This is a genomic window from Bradyrhizobium sp. AUGA SZCCT0182 (assembly GCF_018130185.1).
Classification (GTDB): domain Bacteria; phylum Pseudomonadota; class Alphaproteobacteria; order Rhizobiales; family Xanthobacteraceae; genus Bradyrhizobium.
In genome coordinates this window covers 78,725-95,244 of the sequence record NZ_JAFCLY010000022.1, presented here as the reverse complement: position 1 = coordinate 95,244, position 16,520 = coordinate 78,725, and the positions used below count along the sequence as shown (strand labels likewise).

15 protein-coding genes are annotated in these 16,520 nt (G+C 62.9%); 10 read left to right on the top strand and 5 right to left on the bottom strand.

Translation table 11 applies throughout. The features are described from left to right. Window positions 1-34 precede the first annotated feature (34 nt). A complete protein-coding gene (locus JQ611_RS22990) occupies window positions 35-460 on the bottom strand; it encodes a PaaI family thioesterase (protein WP_212466676.1) in 426 nt (141 codons plus the stop codon). A gap of 335 nt (window positions 461-795) precedes the next feature. Continuing rightward, on the bottom strand, window positions 796-1,965 hold the full coding sequence (pobA, locus tag JQ611_RS22985; RefSeq protein ID WP_212269755.1) for a 4-hydroxybenzoate 3-monooxygenase: 1,170 nt from the start codon (window positions 1,963-1,965) through the stop codon (window positions 796-798). A 270-nt stretch (window positions 1,966-2,235) separates the two neighbouring features. Here pobA and JQ611_RS22980 point away from each other — a divergent pair, with 270 nt between their 5' ends. The 10 genes from JQ611_RS22980 (at window position 2,236) to JQ611_RS22935 (ending at window position 12,770) form a co-directional block, all read left to right on the top strand. Continuing rightward, complete coding sequence (locus JQ611_RS22980; protein WP_212269756.1) at window positions 2,236-3,252, top strand: TRAP transporter substrate-binding protein; 1,017 nt, start codon at window positions 2,236-2,238, stop codon at window positions 3,250-3,252. A 240-nt stretch (window positions 3,253-3,492) separates the two neighbouring features. After that, on the top strand, window positions 3,493-4,002 hold the full coding sequence (locus JQ611_RS22975; RefSeq protein ID WP_192737094.1) for a TRAP transporter small permease: 510 nt from the start codon (window positions 3,493-3,495) through the stop codon (window positions 4,000-4,002). Window positions 4,003-4,008: 6 nt separating this feature from the next. After that, window positions 4,009-5,325 (top strand): TRAP transporter large permease, encoded by a 1,317-nt coding sequence (locus JQ611_RS22970; protein WP_211999387.1) that lies wholly within the window; start codon window positions 4,009-4,011, stop codon window positions 5,323-5,325. Between the two features lie 4 nt (window positions 5,326-5,329). Beyond that, the gene (locus JQ611_RS22965) at window positions 5,330-5,791 is read left to right on the top strand and encodes a DUF3237 domain-containing protein (protein ID WP_212466675.1); all 462 of its coding nucleotides are present in this window, start codon (window positions 5,330-5,332) and stop codon (window positions 5,789-5,791) included. 74 nt (window positions 5,792-5,865) lie between these two features. Further along, window positions 5,866-6,504 (top strand): hypothetical protein, encoded by a 639-nt coding sequence (locus JQ611_RS22960; protein WP_212466674.1) that lies wholly within the window; start codon window positions 5,866-5,868, stop codon window positions 6,502-6,504. 942 nt (window positions 6,505-7,446) lie between these two features. Beyond that, on the top strand, window positions 7,447-8,247 hold the full coding sequence (locus tag JQ611_RS22955) for a crotonase/enoyl-CoA hydratase family protein (protein ID WP_192737098.1): 801 nt from the start codon (window positions 7,447-7,449) through the stop codon (window positions 8,245-8,247). 1 nt (window position 8,248) lies between these two features. Next, window positions 8,249-10,144 (top strand): feruloyl-CoA synthase, encoded by a 1,896-nt coding sequence (locus tag JQ611_RS22950; RefSeq protein ID WP_212466673.1) that lies wholly within the window; start codon window positions 8,249-8,251, stop codon window positions 10,142-10,144. A 46-nt stretch (window positions 10,145-10,190) separates the two neighbouring features. Then, window positions 10,191-10,952, top strand: a complete 762-nt coding sequence (locus JQ611_RS22945) for an SDR family NAD(P)-dependent oxidoreductase (protein ID WP_212206156.1) — start codon at window positions 10,191-10,193, stop codon at window positions 10,950-10,952. A 132-nt stretch (window positions 10,953-11,084) separates the two neighbouring features. After that, window positions 11,085-11,504 (top strand): thioesterase family protein, encoded by a 420-nt coding sequence (locus JQ611_RS22940; protein WP_212264977.1) that lies wholly within the window; start codon window positions 11,085-11,087, stop codon window positions 11,502-11,504. A 114-nt stretch (window positions 11,505-11,618) separates the two neighbouring features. Further along, entirely contained in the window at window positions 11,619-12,770 is a 1,152-nt protein-coding gene (locus tag JQ611_RS22935; RefSeq protein ID WP_212466672.1) for an ABC transporter substrate-binding protein, read from the top strand. 99 nt (window positions 12,771-12,869) lie between these two features. Here JQ611_RS22935 and JQ611_RS22930 read toward each other — a convergent pair whose 3' ends face one another. The 3 genes from JQ611_RS22930 to JQ611_RS22920 are packed head-to-tail and all read right to left on the bottom strand — an operon-like array spanning window position 12,870 to window position 16,413. Next, entirely contained in the window at window positions 12,870-13,601 is a 732-nt protein-coding gene (locus JQ611_RS22930; protein ID WP_212390126.1) for an ABC transporter ATP-binding protein, read from the bottom strand. After that, entirely contained in the window at window positions 13,598-15,367 is a 1,770-nt protein-coding gene (locus tag JQ611_RS22925) for an ABC transporter permease subunit (protein WP_212466671.1), read from the bottom strand. Before JQ611_RS22925 ends, JQ611_RS22930 begins: the two co-directional genes overlap by 4 nt. A gap of 5 nt (window positions 15,368-15,372) precedes the next feature. Further along, entirely contained in the window at window positions 15,373-16,413 is a 1,041-nt protein-coding gene (locus tag JQ611_RS22920; RefSeq protein ID WP_212466670.1) for a branched-chain amino acid ABC transporter permease, read from the bottom strand. Window positions 16,414-16,520: the final 107 nt, after the last annotated feature.

Genomic DNA, 16,520 nt, shown 5'->3' with positions numbered 1-16,520 from the left:
ACGCCGCACCGCGCCCGGGACACGAGGTAAGCCCCTACGCATCAACTTTCTTCGGCACCACGCGGAACGTCGCATTGGCTCGCGCGATCACGACGTCGTCGGCTTTGATCAGGCTCTGCGCAAAGCAAATCGTGCGGCCGGTCTTGATCACCTCGGTCTCGATCGCAAGCCATTGCCCGATCTCAGCGGTGCCGACGAAGTCAACCGCGAGCCCGATCGTCACGAATGACGTCGTCCAGTTCGTCGCCTGCGCGCAGCTATAGCCCATCGCGTTGTCGGAGAGGGCCGCGATCAGCCCGCCATGAATCAGGCCGCGGCCGTTGGTGTGCGGTTTTGCAAGTCGCAGCCCGATGACCACGGCCTTGTCGGTCCGCTTGGCATAAAGCGGCTCCCACGGCTCGGTGAGCGGGCTCTTGCGGGTGTGAAGCTCAAAACCATCGGGGATTTCGGTCGCGGTCATGTGTGGCTCACGTGCTGACGATGTCTCTCGTCATTGAACGCAACGCGCCTGCGAAGTCACCGCCTACAAAGTTTTAAACGGGATTTCGGCACCCGTTTGAAACGCCTGCGGCAGAGCCGTGATTGTGTCGTAAGCGCAGGCAGAGTCACCCGAGCCAGCAACAAACTCAGCCTCATCCCCGCGCAACGGCTTCGCCGTTGTCGCTGGAGGAGCCGCGAAGCGGCGTCTCGAAGGATGGGCCGCGGGCCTCATGGTTCGCTCGGCGATGCGGAGCATCGTCCGGAGACGCGCGAAGACGCGCTCCTCACCATGAGGGATAGCCACCACGCGAATGTCTACAACGGCAACCCCACATAATTCTCCGACAGCGACGCCGACGCGGCTTTTGAGCTGACCAGATATTCCAGCTCCGCGAGCTGAATCCGCGCGCCGAACTCGCCCTGATCCGGGAATTTGTGCAGCATCGACGTCATCCACCACGAGAACCGCACCGCCTTCCAGACTCGCGTCAGCGCCTTCGCCGAATAATTGTCGATCCCGGCACTGGATTTCTCGTCGTAATATTCGCGCAGCGCGCTCGAGAGGTAATGCACGTCGCTGGCCGCCAGATTCAATCCCTTGGCGCCGGTCGGCGGCACGATGTGCGAGGCGTCGCCGGCCAGGAACATTTTTCCGAACCGCATCGGCTCGGCGACGAAGCTGCGCAACGGCGCGATGCTCTTTTCGATCGACGGCCCGGTGACGAGTTCATCGACCGCCTTCTGGTCGAGCCTGCGCTTCAACTCGTCCCAGAACCGCTCGTCCGGCCACTGGTCGATATGGTCGTCGAGCGGGCATTGCACGTAATAGCGGCTGCGCTGGGTCGAGCGCATGGAGCACAGTGTAAAGCCCCGCGCATGGTTGGAATAGATCAATTCGTGGCTGACCGGCGGCGTTTCGGAAAGAATCCCGAGCCAGCCGAACGGGTAGATCCGCTCAAAGGTCTGGATCGCCGAGGGTTTGACGCTGGCGCGGCTGACGCCGTGAAATCCGTCGCAGCCGGCGATGAAGTCGCAGTCGATTTCGTGGGCAACCCCGTCCTTGGTGTAGGTGACGCGCGGACGGTCGGTATCGAAATCATGCGGCTTGACCTCGCTGGCCTGATAGACCGTGGTGAGGCCGGCCGCCTTGCGTGCGTTCATCAGGTCGAGCGTCACCTCGGTCTGGCCGTAGATCGTCACCGCCTTGCCGGTGGCGGCATGCAAGTCGATGCGGTGCCGCACGCCGCCGAAGGCCAGTTCCACGCCATGGTGCACCAGGCCCTCGCGATGGACGCGTGTCCCGGCGCCGACCTCGTCGAGCAGCGCCACGGTGCCGGCTTCCAGCACGCCGGCACGAATGCGGCCGAGCACATATTCCGGGGTCTGGCGCTCGAGAATGACGTTATCGATGCCGTAGCGGTGAAGTAGTTGCCCAAGCAACAATCCAGCCGGCCCGGCACCTATGATTGCGACTTTAGTCCGCAATTGCTTGCTCCCATGGTCTGATACAGATTGGCACGCCGACGCTTGCGCGAGGTGTTGAAATGATAATTATATCATATAACAATTTTCGCAACGGGCGTGGGCGCGAAACATTGTCGTTTGTTGCGCTGCACCGCAAGGCCGTCCTGCCGACGGACGAACGGAAGCGCCGCGGCAAACGTCCGGCTTGAAAAGCCGCGCCAACTATATAACATGTTAAATAACGAGACCGGGCGCCAAGCCCGCCTTCATGCGCAAAGGGAGAGAATGCCGATGAGAAAAGCGTTTTTGGCGCTGCTGCTCGCCGCCAGTGTGACGCCTGCGATGGCGCAGGAAAAAAACTTCGAATTGAAATTGTCGCATTGGGTGCCGGCGTCGCACCCGCTGCAGAAGGCGCTGGAAGACTGGGGCTCCGCGGTCGAAAAGGAATCCGGCGGCACCATCAAATACAAGGTGTTCCCGGCCCAGCAGCTCGGCAAGGCGTTCGACCATTACGACATGGCGCGCGACGGCATCGCCGACGTCACCTACATCAATCCGGGTTATCAGCCCGGCCGCTTCCCGATCATCGGCGCCGGCGAATTGCCGTTCCTGATGTCGGACGCCAAGGGCGGCTCGATGGCGCTCGACGCCTGGTACCGCAAATATGCCGAGAAGGAGATGAAGGACGTCAAGTTCTGCCTCGGCTTCATTCACTCGCCCTCCACGTTCCATTCGCGCACCAAGAAGATCGTGGTGCCCGACGACATCAAGGGCATGAAGATCCGCCCCGCCCACGCCACCATGGCGAATTACGTCACCCTGCTCGGCGGCACCAACGTGCAGTCGTCGGCGCCTGAGGTCCGCGACATTATCGAGCGCGGCGTCGCCGACGCCGTCACCTTCCCGTGGGGATCGGTGCTGCTGTTCGGCATCGACAAGGTGACGAAGTATCACATCGAGGCGCCGATCTACGTCACGACCTTTGCCTTCGTGATGAACAAGGACAAGTACAACCAGATGTCCGATCGCCAGAAGAAGGCGATCGACAACAACTGCAACACCGAGGCCGCCGGCCGCGTCGGCGAACCCTGGGGCATCTACGAGAACTCCGGTGTCGCAAAGATCAAGGCGCTGCCCGACCACGAGGTCTACAAACTGTCGCCGGAGCAGACCGCGCTGTGGAAGAAGGCGTCCGAGCCGCTGGTCAAGACCTGGGCGGACAATGTCAAGAAAGCCGGCGGCGACCCGGATGCGGCGATGACCGAGCTTCGCGCCGAACTGACCAAGCACAACGCCCTGGCGCAGTAAAAGACTCGTGGTCTCCCTCTCCCGCTTGCGGGGGAGGGCGGGGTGGGGGTGCCGCCGCAGTGAGAATCTTCGTGTGGAGAGAGCCCCCACCCGGCGCTTCGCCATAGCCGAAGCTTCGCTTCGGCGTTCCTGTTAACCGCCGAAGGCGGCCTGTACCTCCCCCGCAAGCGGGAGAGGTGAACTGAGTTCTAGGCGCCACCGAATTTTCATCAACTCGCTTAAGTCTTAGGACCTCCCCACATGAATCGAGCTTCGATGGATCGTTTCATCGATACGATCGAATGGATAGCGGCGGCATTTGTCGGCATCGTCGCTGCCAACATTTTCCTGGCCGTGCTGCTGCGTAACATCTTCAACTATTCGATCCCGGATTCCTTCGACATCGGCCGCATGATGCTCGGCATCCTGATCTTCTGGGGCATCGCGGCGACCAGCTATCGCGGCGGGCACATCACGGTCGATCTGGTCTGGGCCAATGTCGGTCCGAAATACCAGCGGATGATCGACGTGTTCGCGACGCTGGTGCTGCTGTTCGTGGTGGCGGTGCAGACCTGGACGCTGTTCGACAAGGTGCAGGGCACCTACAACGACAACGTCCTGACCTTCGACATGCGGATGCCGACCTGGCCGTTCTTCGCGATCGCGTGGGCCGGCGACGCCTCGGCGGTGCTGCTGATCGCGATCCGCACCTACCGCCTGATCTTCCATCCGGAAGACATCCATGATGCCAAAGAAACCACGGTAGAGTAGGGCATCATGAGCACCGACGCCGTCGCCATTCTCGGATTTGTCGCGCTGTTCGCGCTGATGCTGCTGCGCGTGCCGGTGGGCATGGCGATGGGCCTCGTCGGCGTCACCGGCTTTGGATATCTCGTCGGCTTTACCCCGGCGCTCAAGATGGTCGGCCAGACCTCGATGCGCACGGTGACCGACTACACCTTCGGCGTCATTCCGATGTTCCTCTTGATGGGCGCCTTCGTCAGCAATTCCGGAATGAGCCGCGAGCTGTTTCGCGCCGCCAACGGCTTTGTCGGCCATCTGCGCGGCGGCCTCGGCATCGCCACGGTCGCGGCCTGCGGCGGCTTTGCCGCAATCTGCGGCTCGTCGGTGGCGACGGCCGCGACATTCTCCGCCGTCGCCTATCCGGAAATGCGCCGCTTCGGCTATCCGCAATCCTTCGCCACCGGCGTGATCGCGGCCGGCGGCACGTTGGGCGCGATGCTGCCGCCGTCGACGGTACTGGCGGTCTACGGCATCATCACCGAGCAGGACATCGGCAAGCTGTTCATGGCCGGCATCATTCCCGGCCTGCTCGCGATGGCCATGTACATGATCACGATCTCGCTGATCGGCTGGTTCCGGCCGGATTTCCTGCCGAAGGGACCGCAAACCACCTGGCGCGAGCGCTTTGCCGGCCTGAAAGACATCTGGGCGCCGGTCTTGTTGTTCGTCTTCGTGATCGGCGGACTGTACGGCCTGCCGTTCCTGCCGCGCTTTACCCCGACCGAAGCCGGCGGTGTCGGCGCCACCGGCGCGTTTCTGATCGGCGTGCTCACCGGGCGGCTGAACAAGGAAAAAATCCTGAACTCGCTGCTGCAGGCAACCCGCACCGCGGCGGCGGTCTTCACCGTGCTGATCGGCGCGCTGATTTTCGGCTATTTCCTCACGGTGACGCAGACCCCGCAAAAGGTCACCGAACTGCTCACCGGCCTCGGGCTCGGCCCCTACGGCATCCTCGCGCTGATCATGGTGATGTACCTGGTGCTGGGCTGCCTGATGGACGCGATGGCCATGATCATCCTGACGGTGCCGATCATCTTCCCGGTCATCATGCATCTCGGTTTTGACCCGATCTGGTTCGGCGTCATCATCGTGATGACGGTGGAACTCGGCCTGATCCATCCGCCGGTCGGCATGAACGTCTTCGTCATCAAGAGCGTGGTCAAGGACGTGTCGTTCACCACCATCTTCCGCGGCGTGATCCCGTTCGTCGTGACCGACCTGATCCGCCTCGTGATCCTGATTGCATTTCCGATCCTGGCGCTCTGGCTGCCACAACGCATGATGGGGTAACTTCATGAAGCCTCAGCTTGAGACAAAGTATGTCTTCACACTCACCGTCCGCATCGGCGAGGTGACATCGGCCGGCGAGACCGGCCACGGCGTGCGGCGGATCATCCCGATCCTGGGCGGGGAGGTACGCGGCGAGGGCGTCAACGGAAAAATCTGCGCGTTCGGCGCGGACTTCCAGATCATCCGGCCCAATGAACTGATCGAACTGGAAGCCAAATACGCCTTCGAGACCGACGACGGCGCGACCGTCTATGTCGAGAACAAGGGCCTGCGTTTCGGCCCGGTCGATCTGCTGCAGAAGCTGAAGCGCGGCGAGCCGGTCGATCCCAAGCTGATCTACTTCCGCACCGTGCCGAAATTCGAGACCGGCCACGAAAAATACCGCTGGCTGATGGAAAACCTCTTCATCGGCTCCGCCGCCCGCCACACCGACCGCGTCGTCATCGACGTGCATCAGGTGTTGTAGGATTCGTCAATGTGGGATTGTAGGATGGGTAGAGCGAAGCGAAACCCATCACCTGGCTGCTCAAGTGGGCCTGCATGATCAGCAACCTGCGCAACTCTATTGCTGCTCTCTTGTTGTTTGGCGTCCTTATAGCCCCGCAGGAGGCGGAGGCGCTGGATTGCCCTATGATGCCACCAAGTTCGTGGTATCAGCCCGTCAATGGAGGCGAGATATCGCCCGAAAAGCAACGCAGCGACACAGAGGCCAGAGCCGCGCTCGAAATCTTGGATCGCACGCCCATCGTATTCCGAGGACGAATCGCCTCGGCGCGTTATTTGTCCGACCTTCGCAAAACAAACGTTCCGAGCAGCTTGATTGTTTTCGATCAAGTTGAAATCTTGAAGGGCCGCTTCTTCAGGTCACCCACTGATCGGAAAGCGTTCATCATCAAAGAAGAATGGTGCGATGGCAGCTGCAGTCGCAGAATCGAAGATACTTGGCCTCATGGCAAAATCGTCGTTGTTGGCGCGCATCCGAACCGTTTCGCTGATCCATCGAAGGCGGTGGACTTCGACAGCAAGCGGATTATTTATAAAGGTCGAATAGATGCCGTCTTGGGCATGTGCGGAAGCTATACACTGCTACCGCCTGTGGCGGTGCAGCTTCTGAGCGCTCCCAATGAGGAAAATGCACGCTTGAAGCGCGAATACGTGCTGCGCCGTCCCGGTCCGTGAAGGGCTTTTCAAGAGGTTCGTAGCCCGCATGAGCGCGTGCGATATGCGGGATCAATCTCGTAGGATGGGTAGAGCGAAGCGAAACCCATCATCGTCCGCCAACAGCAATTGATGGGTATCGCTTCGCCCCACCCATCCTACGCACTGCGTGCTGCGTCGCCTTGTATGCAAGCCCAATTTCGATGCGTGCATGCGACAAAACAACCCGCCGGGCAAATCAGTTCTGATTTACGGAAATGATGTCAAGCCCTGAAATCGGAAATATTTCTGTTTACCAGAATGAAAATCAGGTGCATGTGTTTGCCCATCCCGTCCTACTCAGAAGGGCGTCGGCCGTCGTCACGGACGTTGGACGGGTTGCGGTGGACGCTGGTTCACGCCTGACGATGGCGTGGATAAGCGTACGGCAAAACCGTGTGGTCCTGGCGCCCGTTGCTGGCGTCAAGCCGTCGGCTAAGCGTGAGCTGAACCGGCGGTGACGGAGTCAACCAAGAACTCGTCTCCGGGGAGATCACGGCATAAGCCGTAAAGCCATTGCGCAGGGAAGGCCGGGTGTTCTCCGCTGCCCTGTATGCTCGTGTGCAGCATTTCTTGTGCTAACCGCACACGGGACCGCGGGTGCAGCGCGCACCCGGTCTTCCCTGCGCCCTCTTGATGAGAGGGCACGGAAGTTTCTGGCAAAGCTCGGGTGCAATGCGCCGCGAGAAGGTAAAAGTGCGTTCAGTGCACGGTGCAGCTACAAACACCGCCGTCGTCCCGGCCTTGCGCCGGGACCCATACTCCGCGGCCCATCCGTTAGAGCGCTGGCGTTAGAGACCTTCTACTACCATGAGCGCCGCGGCGTATGGGTCCCGGCCTTCGCCGGGACGACAATAGTTAGAGGATTGACTCCCTCGCTAATAGTTATAAAATATAACTATTCTGGACGGGAAACAATAATCCATGGGAAACGCCGCTTCCGCAACCGCTGACCAGGCTGGATTGCTGACCATCGAGAAATCAGGCGCGGTGCTGACCGTGGGTCTCAACCGCCCCGCCAAGCGCAATGCGCTGAACGATGGCATCATCCTCGCGATCCAGGATTGCTTCGCCAATCTTCCCGAAGGGACCGGCGCCGTGGTCATCCATGGCATCGGCGACCACTTCTCCTCCGGCCTCGATCTGTCTGAACTGACCGAGCACGATGCGACCGAGGGCCTGCGGCACTCGCAGATGTGGCATCGGGTGTTCGACCGCATTCAATACAGCCCCGTGCCTGTCATTGCGGCGCTCAAGGGCGCGGTGATCGGCGGCGGGCTGGAGTTGGCCTGCGCCGCGCATATACGCGTCGCCGAGCCATCAGCCTATTTCGCGCTGCCCGAGGGCCAGCGCGGCATCTTCGTCGGCGGCGGCGGCTCGGTGCGGCTGCCGCGGCTGATCGGGGTGGCGCGGATGACCGACATGATGCTGACGGGCCGGGTCTATTCCGCGACCGAAGGCGCCGCCTATGGCTTCTCGCAATATCTCACCGAGGCCGGCGGCGCGCTGCCCAAGGCGCTGGAACTGGCCGAACGCGTTGCGGCCAATGCGCCGCTGACCAATTTTGCGGTGCTGCAGGCATTGCCGATGATCGCGGAAGCCAATCCGCAGGCCGGCCTGCTGATGGAGTCGCTGATGGCCACGGTGGCGCAGAGCGACAAAGAGGCAAAGCGCCGGATCCGTGAATTTCTCGATCGCAAGACCGCCAAAGTGAAACCGACCTGACATGAGCGCCAAGCCCAACATGTCCCCAATTGAAAGCGCCACGCGCACCGGCAGCGCCCATCCGCTGCGCGCGATCTCGTTCGGCAATCCCGACGTCACGGTCGATCGCCGCGATGACGGCACCATCTATCTGCGGCCGAAGCTCAAACTGCGCGACTACCCGGTGCGCATCACCGATCGCCTGCATCATTGGGCCCGGGAAGCGCCCGAACGCGTCTTCATGGCGGAGCGCGACGCGACGACCGGCGGCTGGCGAAAAATCACCTACGCGCAACTGCTGACCTCGACGCGGCGCATCGCCTCGGCGCTGCTGGCGCGCGGGCTTTCGGCGGAAAAGCCGATCGTGATCCTGTCAGGCAATTCGGTCGACCATGCGCTGCTGGCGTTCGGCGCGCTCTATGCCGGCATTCCCTTTTGCCCGGTGTCGCCGGCCTATTCACTGGTGTCGCGCGATTACGGCAAGCTGGCCTTCCTGATGAAGCTGTTGACGCCCGGCCTCGTCTTCGCCGACGACGCCACGAAGTTCGCCGATGCGCTTGCCACCAACGTCTCATTGGGGACGGAGATCGCGGCAACGCGCGGCGAGGTGCCCGGCCGCGACGTGACGCTGCTGTCGGACCTGCTGGCGACGCCGGAGCATTGGCGCCTCGACGCGGCCCACGAGGCCATTGGCCCGGACACCATCGCCAAATTCCTGCTGACGTCAGGCTCCACCGGTAATCCCAAGGCCGTCATCAACACCCAGCGGATGATCTGCGCCAACCAGGTGATGCTGCGGGAAACGCTGGCGTTCCTGATGGACGAGCCGCCGGTGATCATCGACTGGCTGCCGTGGAATCACACATTCGGCGGCAACCACAATATCGGGCTGACGCTGTTCAACGGCGGCTCGATGTATCTCGACGAGGGCAAGCCGATGCCCGGCGGCATCGAGGAGACTGTGCGTAATCTCGGGGAGATTTCGCCGACGGTCTATTTCAACGTCCCCAAAGGCTATGAATCGCTGCTGCCTTATCTGCGCGAGGATGCCGCGCTGCGCGCAAAATTCTTCGGACGGCTGCATGCGATGTTCTTCTCCGGTGCGGCGCTGTCGCCGTTCATCTGGAACAGCCTCGACGAGCTCGCGGTGCAGGAGACCGGTTTTCGCATACCGATGCTGACCGGCCTCGGCGCCACGGAAACTTCGCCGTTCTTCATGTCGGTACGTCCCGACACCAGCCGCTCCGGTCATGTCGGCCTTCCCGTGCTCGGCAATGACGCAAAATTGCTGCCCAACAATGGCAAGCTGGAAGTCCGCGCCAAGGGTCCGAACGTCACGCCGGGGTACTGGCGTCAGCCCGAACTGACCGCCGCGGCATTCGACGAGGAAGGTTTTTACAAGTTCGGCGACGCGCTCAAGCCGGTCGATCCCGACAATTTCGACGCCGGCTTCGACTTCGATGGCCGCATCGCCGAGGATTTCAAGCTCGCCAGCGGCACCTGGGTCAGCGTCGGTCCCTTGAGGGCGCGGTTCGTTGCGGCATGCGCGCCTTTGGTGCGCGACGTCGTGATTGCCGGCATCAACCGCGACGAACTGTCGGCGCTGGTCATGCTCGATCTCGACGGCTGCCGTCTGATCAACCCGAAACTCCCGGCGAACGACCTCGCGGCAGCGGCATCCGATCCGCTGATCCGCGCGGCGTTCCGTGAGCGGTTCCAGAAGCTGCTGGCGGATGCCACGGGCTCGTCGACCCGGATCACGCGCGCGGTGCTGTTCGATGCGCCGCTGTCGATCGATCGCGGCGAAGTCACCGACAAGGGCTCCATCAACCAGCGCGCGGTGATCGAGCATCGCAGCGCGCTGATCGAGCAGATCTATTCACCGGCGCCGCCGGCGCAGGTCATCACGCTGAAATGAACTCCAGAAACCCAACTTCGAGAAGACTCTACCAGGGAGAAACACAATGCAGTTGAAGGACCAGGCCGCCATCGTCACCGGTGGCGCATCCGGATTGGGCGCCGCCACCGCGCGCCGGCTTGCCGCGCAGGGCGCCAAGGTCGCGGTTTGCGACCTCAACGCCAAGCTCGCTGAAACCGTCGCCGCCGAAATCGGCGGCGTCGCCGTTGTCTGCGACGTCTCGGACGCCGCCTCGGCAGAAGCGGCGGTCGCCGCCGCCGCGAAGGCACATGGCCCGGCTCGCGTGCTGGTCAATTGCGCCGGCATCGGCGTCGCCAAGCGCGTGATCGGCAAGGAAGGCCCGATGGCGCTCACCGATTTCGACCGCGTGATCAAGGTCAATCTGATCGGCTCGTTCAACATGCTGCGGCTCGCGACAGCAGGCATGTCGAAGCTGGAGCCGCTTGAGTCAGGCGAACGCGGCGTCGTGATCTCGACCGCCTCGGTCGCGGCCTATGACGGCCAGATCGGGCAATCAGCCTACTCGGCTTCCAAGGGCGGCATTGTCGCGATGACGCTGCCGATCGCGCGCGAGCTGGCGCAGTTCGGCATTCGCGTGCTGACCATCGCGCCCGGCCTGTTCCTCACGCCGCTGCTGGCCAATTTGCCGCAGGAGGCGCAGGACTCGCTCGCCGCCTCGATCCCGTTCCCGCGCCGGCTCGGGCAGGCCGACGAGTTTGCTTCGCTGGCGCTGCATATGATCGACAATCCATATCTCAACGGCGAAGTGGTGCGGCTCGATGCCGCGCTCCGCATGGCCCCGCGCTAAGTATGGTCCGTTTACTTCTCCCTCGCCCCGCACTTGCGGGGAGAGGGTCGGGGTGAGGGGCTCTATCCGCTAACCCCGGTGTCAATTGCTGGACCTGTACAATTCAACGTCATGAGGCTCTAGGGATATCCAATGTTCGTTAACCGGCGCGACGTGCAGATCCAGTGGGGCGATTGCGACCCCGCCAACATCGTCTACTACCCGCGCTACTTCGCGATGTTCGACGATTCGACCTCGATCATGTTCGAAGCGGCCGGCTTTTCGAAACAGGACATCATCCACAAATACGGCCTCGTCGGCATTCCCATGGTCGATACGCGGGCGAAATTCCACATCCCCTCGACCCATGGCGACTGGATCAGAATCGAAAGCCGGATCGAGAGCTTCAAGCGCTCCAGCTTCGAGGTGGTCCACAACGTGTTCAAGGGTGAAGCGCTGGCGATCGAGGCGTTCGAGACCCGCGTGCTGGTCGGCAAGCATCCGGACGATCCCGCGCGGCTGAAATCGGCTCCGATGCCGCCGGAAATCATCGAGCGGTTCATGCGTGGTTGAGGCATAGATGGCTGACTTGTTAGCTGACTTGGCGCGTTGCATGACCTAAAGAAGGGGCTGAATTGGCGACCAATTTTTGATCTAAAATTAAAACAATATCCAAGGGAGGAATGAATGAAGAAGTTTTATCTGTCCGCTGCCGTGATTGCGGCGTCGCTGGCGCTGCCGGCCGTGCCCGCGTTGGCGCAAGCCAATGAAATCGTCATCGGCATCACCATCGTCACCACCGGCCCGGCCGCGGCCCTTGGCATTCCCGAGCGCAATGCGCTGGAATTCGTGCCGAAGGAAATCGGCGGCGTGCCGCTGAAACTGATCGTGCTCGACGACGGCGGCGATCCGACCGCCGCCACCACCAACGCGCGGCGCTTCGTCACCGAATCCAAGGCCGACATCATCATGGGTTCGTCGACCACGCCGCCGACGATTGCCGTCTCCACCGTCGCCAACGAAGCCGGCATTCCGCATTTCGCGCTGGCGCCGCTGCCGATCAACGAGGCGCGCATGAAATGGTCGGTCGCGATGCCGCAGCCGATCCCGATCATGGGCAAGGTGCTGTACGAGCACATGAAGGCCCACGGCATCAAGACCGTCGGTTACATCGGTTACTCGGATTCCTACGGCGACCTCTGGTTCAATGATTTCAAGGCCCAGGCCGTTCCGATGGGCATAGCCATGGCGACTGAAGAGCGTTATGCCCGTACCGATACGTCGGTCACCGGCCAGGTGCTGAAGCTGCTCGCCGCCAATCCCGACGCGGTCCTCGTCGGCGGCTCCGGCACCGCCGCGGCCTTGCCGCAGGCCGCGCTGCGTGAGCGTGGCTACAAGGGCCTGATCTATCAGACCCACGGCGCCGCCAGCATGGACTTCATCCGTATTGCGGGTGCGGCGGCGGAAGGCGTGATCATGTCTTCCGGTCCGGTGATGTCGCCGGAAACCCAGCCGGACTCAGCACTGACCAAGAAGCCCGGCCTCGCGCTCAACACCGCCTATGAAGCCAAGTACGGCGCCAACAGCCGCAGCCAGTTCGCCGGCCATTCCTACGACGCCTTTGAAGTTCTCAAGCGCGTCATTCCGCCGGCCCTGAAGGCTGGCAAGCCCGGCACGCCGGAATTCCGTGAAGGCATCCGTCAGGCCCTGCTGACCGAACGCGACATCGCCGCCAGCCAGGGCGTCTACAACTTCACCGAAAAAGACCGCTACGGCCTCGACGACCGCTCCCGCATCATCCTGACCGTGAACAACGGAAAGTACGTTCCGGCGAAGTGAGGGACTTCGTAGGGTGGGCAAAGCGAAGCGTGCCCACCAACGGAGTTGAGTGGCGAAGATGGTGGGCACGGCGCAAGAGCGCCTTTGCCCACCCTACCGCTAAATCGCGCTCTCGCCCTCGTGCGTGAAGCCGAGATAGCTTGCGGCGACGCGCGCGTTGGTGGCAATGTCGCTGGCCGGGCCGCTCAGGACGAATTCGCCGAGCTCCATCACATAGGCGCGGTCGGCGATCTTCAATGCTGCTTGCGCATTCTGCTCGACCAGCAGCACCGAGACGCCGGCGGCGCGGAGTTCGCCGATGGTGCGGAAGATGTCGGCGACGATGATCGGTGCGAGGCCGAGGCTTGGCTCGTCCAGCATCAACAGTTTTGGGGCGCCCATCAACGCGCGGCCCATCGCCAGCATCTGCTGCTCGCCGCCGGAGAGCGTGCCGGCCAGTTGCTTGCGCCGCTCCTTCAGCCGCGGAAACAGCGTGTAGACCCGCTCGAACGATCTCGCCGCAATCGCCTTCGGAATCCGGAACGCGCCGAGTTGCAGATTGTCCTCGACGTTCATCGTGCCGAACAATTCGCGGTGCTCGGGCACGAGGCTCAGTCCAACAGCGACGCGGTCTTCGATGTCGAGGGAAGCCATGTCCGCGCCGGCGAAAGCCGCCGATCCCGTGAGCGGCAGGATGCCCATGATGGCGTTCAGCAGCGTCGTCTTGCCGGCGCCGTTGGCGCCGATGATGGTGACGATCTCGTTGTCGGCGACTTCGAGCGATACCGAGCGCACCGCCTCGACCTTGCCATAGGCGACATGCGCATCGCTCACCTTCAACAGCGCGCTCATGTGGTGGCTCCGAGATAGGCCTTGATCACGTCGGGGTTGGTCTTGATATCAGCCGGCGTGCCCTCGGCGATCTTGGTGCCGAAGTCGAGCACCACGATCCGGTCGGCCAGATCCATCACAAAACCCATGTCGTGCTCGACCAGAAGCACCGACATGCCGCCGTCACGCAACTGGCGCAGCAATGCGGCGAGCCGCTGCTTCTCCATGTGGCGGAGGCCCGCGGCGGGCTCATCGAGCAGCAGCAGCAGCGGATCGACGCACAGCGCGCGCGCGATTTCGACGATGCGCTGCTGGCCGAGCGACAGGCTTCCCGCCAGCTGGTCGATCTGGTCGCCGAGGCCGACGCGCTCGATCTGGCGCGCGGCTTCCGCCAGTAATCGGGCTTCATCTGATCGGTCGAGCCGGAACATGCTGGAGATCGCGCCGGCATGGCCGCGCAGATGCGCGCCGATCGCGACGTTCTCGAGCACGGTCATGTCGGGCACCAGCTTGACGTGCTGGAAGGTTCTGCTGACGCCGAGCTTGACGACTTCCTGCGGCGGCGCGTTGTCGACTTTGGTGCCGAGCACCGAGATCGCGCCGCCGGTCGACGTCAAAACCCCCGTGATCAGGTTGAAGGTCGTGCTCTTGCCGGCGCCGTTGGGGCCGATCAGGGCAACGATCTCACGCGCCCCGACGTCGAAGCTGACGTCGTTGACGGCGATGACGCCGCCGAATTGCTTGCGCGCCTTGTCGATATGCAGCAGCACCGAAGGTGTCGACGGCGCCCGCACCCGCGCAGGCAGCTCGAGCGAGGTGTCAGGGATCTTGCGGGCCGGCTTGAATGGCAACCTCGACATCAACCAGGGCCACACCCCGGTGGGCGCCAGCTGCAGCAGCACGACCAGCAGGATGCCGAACACGATGGTCTCAAGCTGGCTCTGGCCGCCGAAAATATACGGCAGGTAGCTCTGCAGGATCTCCTTGAGGATCACCACGATGCCGGCGCCGAGCACAGCGCCCCAGACATAGCCGGCGCCACCGACGACGGCGATGAACAGATATTCGATGCCGGCCTGTGCGCCGAACGGCGTCGGGTTGGCGGCGCGCTGGAAGTGCGCATAGAGCCAGCCGGAAAGCCCGGCCAGCACCGCCGCGTAGATGAACACCAGCAGCTTGGCGCGCGGCGTCTGTACGCCGAACGCTTCGCCGGCGATATGCCCGCGGCGCAGCGCGCGGATGGCGCGGCCGGTGCGGGAATCCAGCAGGTTCATGGTCAGCAACGCCGAGAGCAGCACGGCGATCCAGATGGCGAAATAGATCGTGCCGGGATCGAGCATCCGGAAGCCGCCGATGCTCAGCGGCGGAATGCCGGAAATGCCGTCATTGCGGCCGAGGAATTCGAGCTTGCTGAACAGATAAAACAGCCCGATGCCCCAGGCGATGGTGCCCAGCGGCAGATAATGGCCGGACAGCCGCACCGTGACGATGCCGAGCAGGACCGCAGCGATGCCGCTGACGAGCAGCGAGAGCGGCAGCGTCAGCCATGGCGACACGCCGTAGGCGGTGGTCAGCACCGCGGTGGTGTAGGCGCCGAAGCCGCAAAACGCCGCTTGGCCGAACGAGGTGAGGCCGCCGACGCCGGTCAGCAGCACGAGCCCCATCGCAACCAGTGCGGCAAGGCCGATATTGTCGAGCAGCACGATCCAGAACGGCGGTATGCCCGGGATGAACGGGATCACCGCCATGACGATCGCGAAGGTGATGAGGGGAAGCCGTTGCGTCATCGCCGTCAGTCCTTCTCTTCCTCGACCGCGGGGGCTGCGAGCGAACGCAGCACCAGCACGGGAAGGATCAGCGTGAAGACGATGACCTCCTTGAAGTTACTGGCGTAGAACGAGGAGAAGGCCTCGACGCTGCCGACCACCAGGGCGGCGACCGCCGTCAGCGGATAGCTCACCAGCCCGCCGATGATGGCGGCGATGAAGCCCTTCAGGCCAATCAGGAAGCCGGTGTCGTAATAGAGCGTCGTGATCGGCACGATCAGGATTCCCGAAATCGCGCCGATCACGGAGGCGAGCAGGAAGGCGATCTGTCCCGACAGCGTGGTCCTGATGCCGACGAGGCGGGCGCCGAGGCGATTGACGGCGGTGGCGCGCAGCGCCTTGCCCATCAGCGTGAAGCCGAAGAACAGCCACAGCGCGATGATGAAGGCGACGGTCAGGCCGTAGACGGCGATGCTCTGGCCGGTGAAGCGCAGCGGTCCCACCGTGAACGCCGCATTCGACAGCGCAGGTCCGCGCAGGCCTTCGGCGCCGAAGAACACGAGGCCAAGGCCCTGCAGCGCGAGGTGGCAGCCGACCGAAGCGATCAGCAGCACCAGCACCGAGGTGTGCGCGAGCGGCTGAAAGGCGATGCGATAAAGAAACAGCCCGATCGCCGCGACGATCAGCAGCGACAACGCGATATTGATAGCAATCGGTGTTTTGGGACCGGCCAGGGCGTAGGTCAGCGCCAGGATCGCCACCGGCAGCACGATGTTGAGCAGCACCGAGCGCACCACCAGCTTGAAGCGGAGCGAGCGCCGTGCCGCATACAGATCGAGGCCGAAGGCGACGACGCCCATCGCGACCGCCAGCCGCGCCGTGCCCGGCACCTGGCCGGTCGCCAGCATGGCGTAGCTCAGCGCGCCGAAGGTAACGAATTCGCCCTGCGGGATCAGGATCACGCGCGTGACGGCAAACACCAGCACCAGCGCAAGCCCGAGCAACGCATAGATCGCGCCATTGGTGATGCCGTCCTGCAGCAGGAACAGCATGATCGTCGTGTTCAAGACTGGCGCTCCCCCTCACGCGTCGCGCCGGTCTCGACCCTTAAGGGCTAGCCGGCGGTCCGATATCGGCAGTTGAAAGAAGCCGACATTTGATATAGTCTATAACA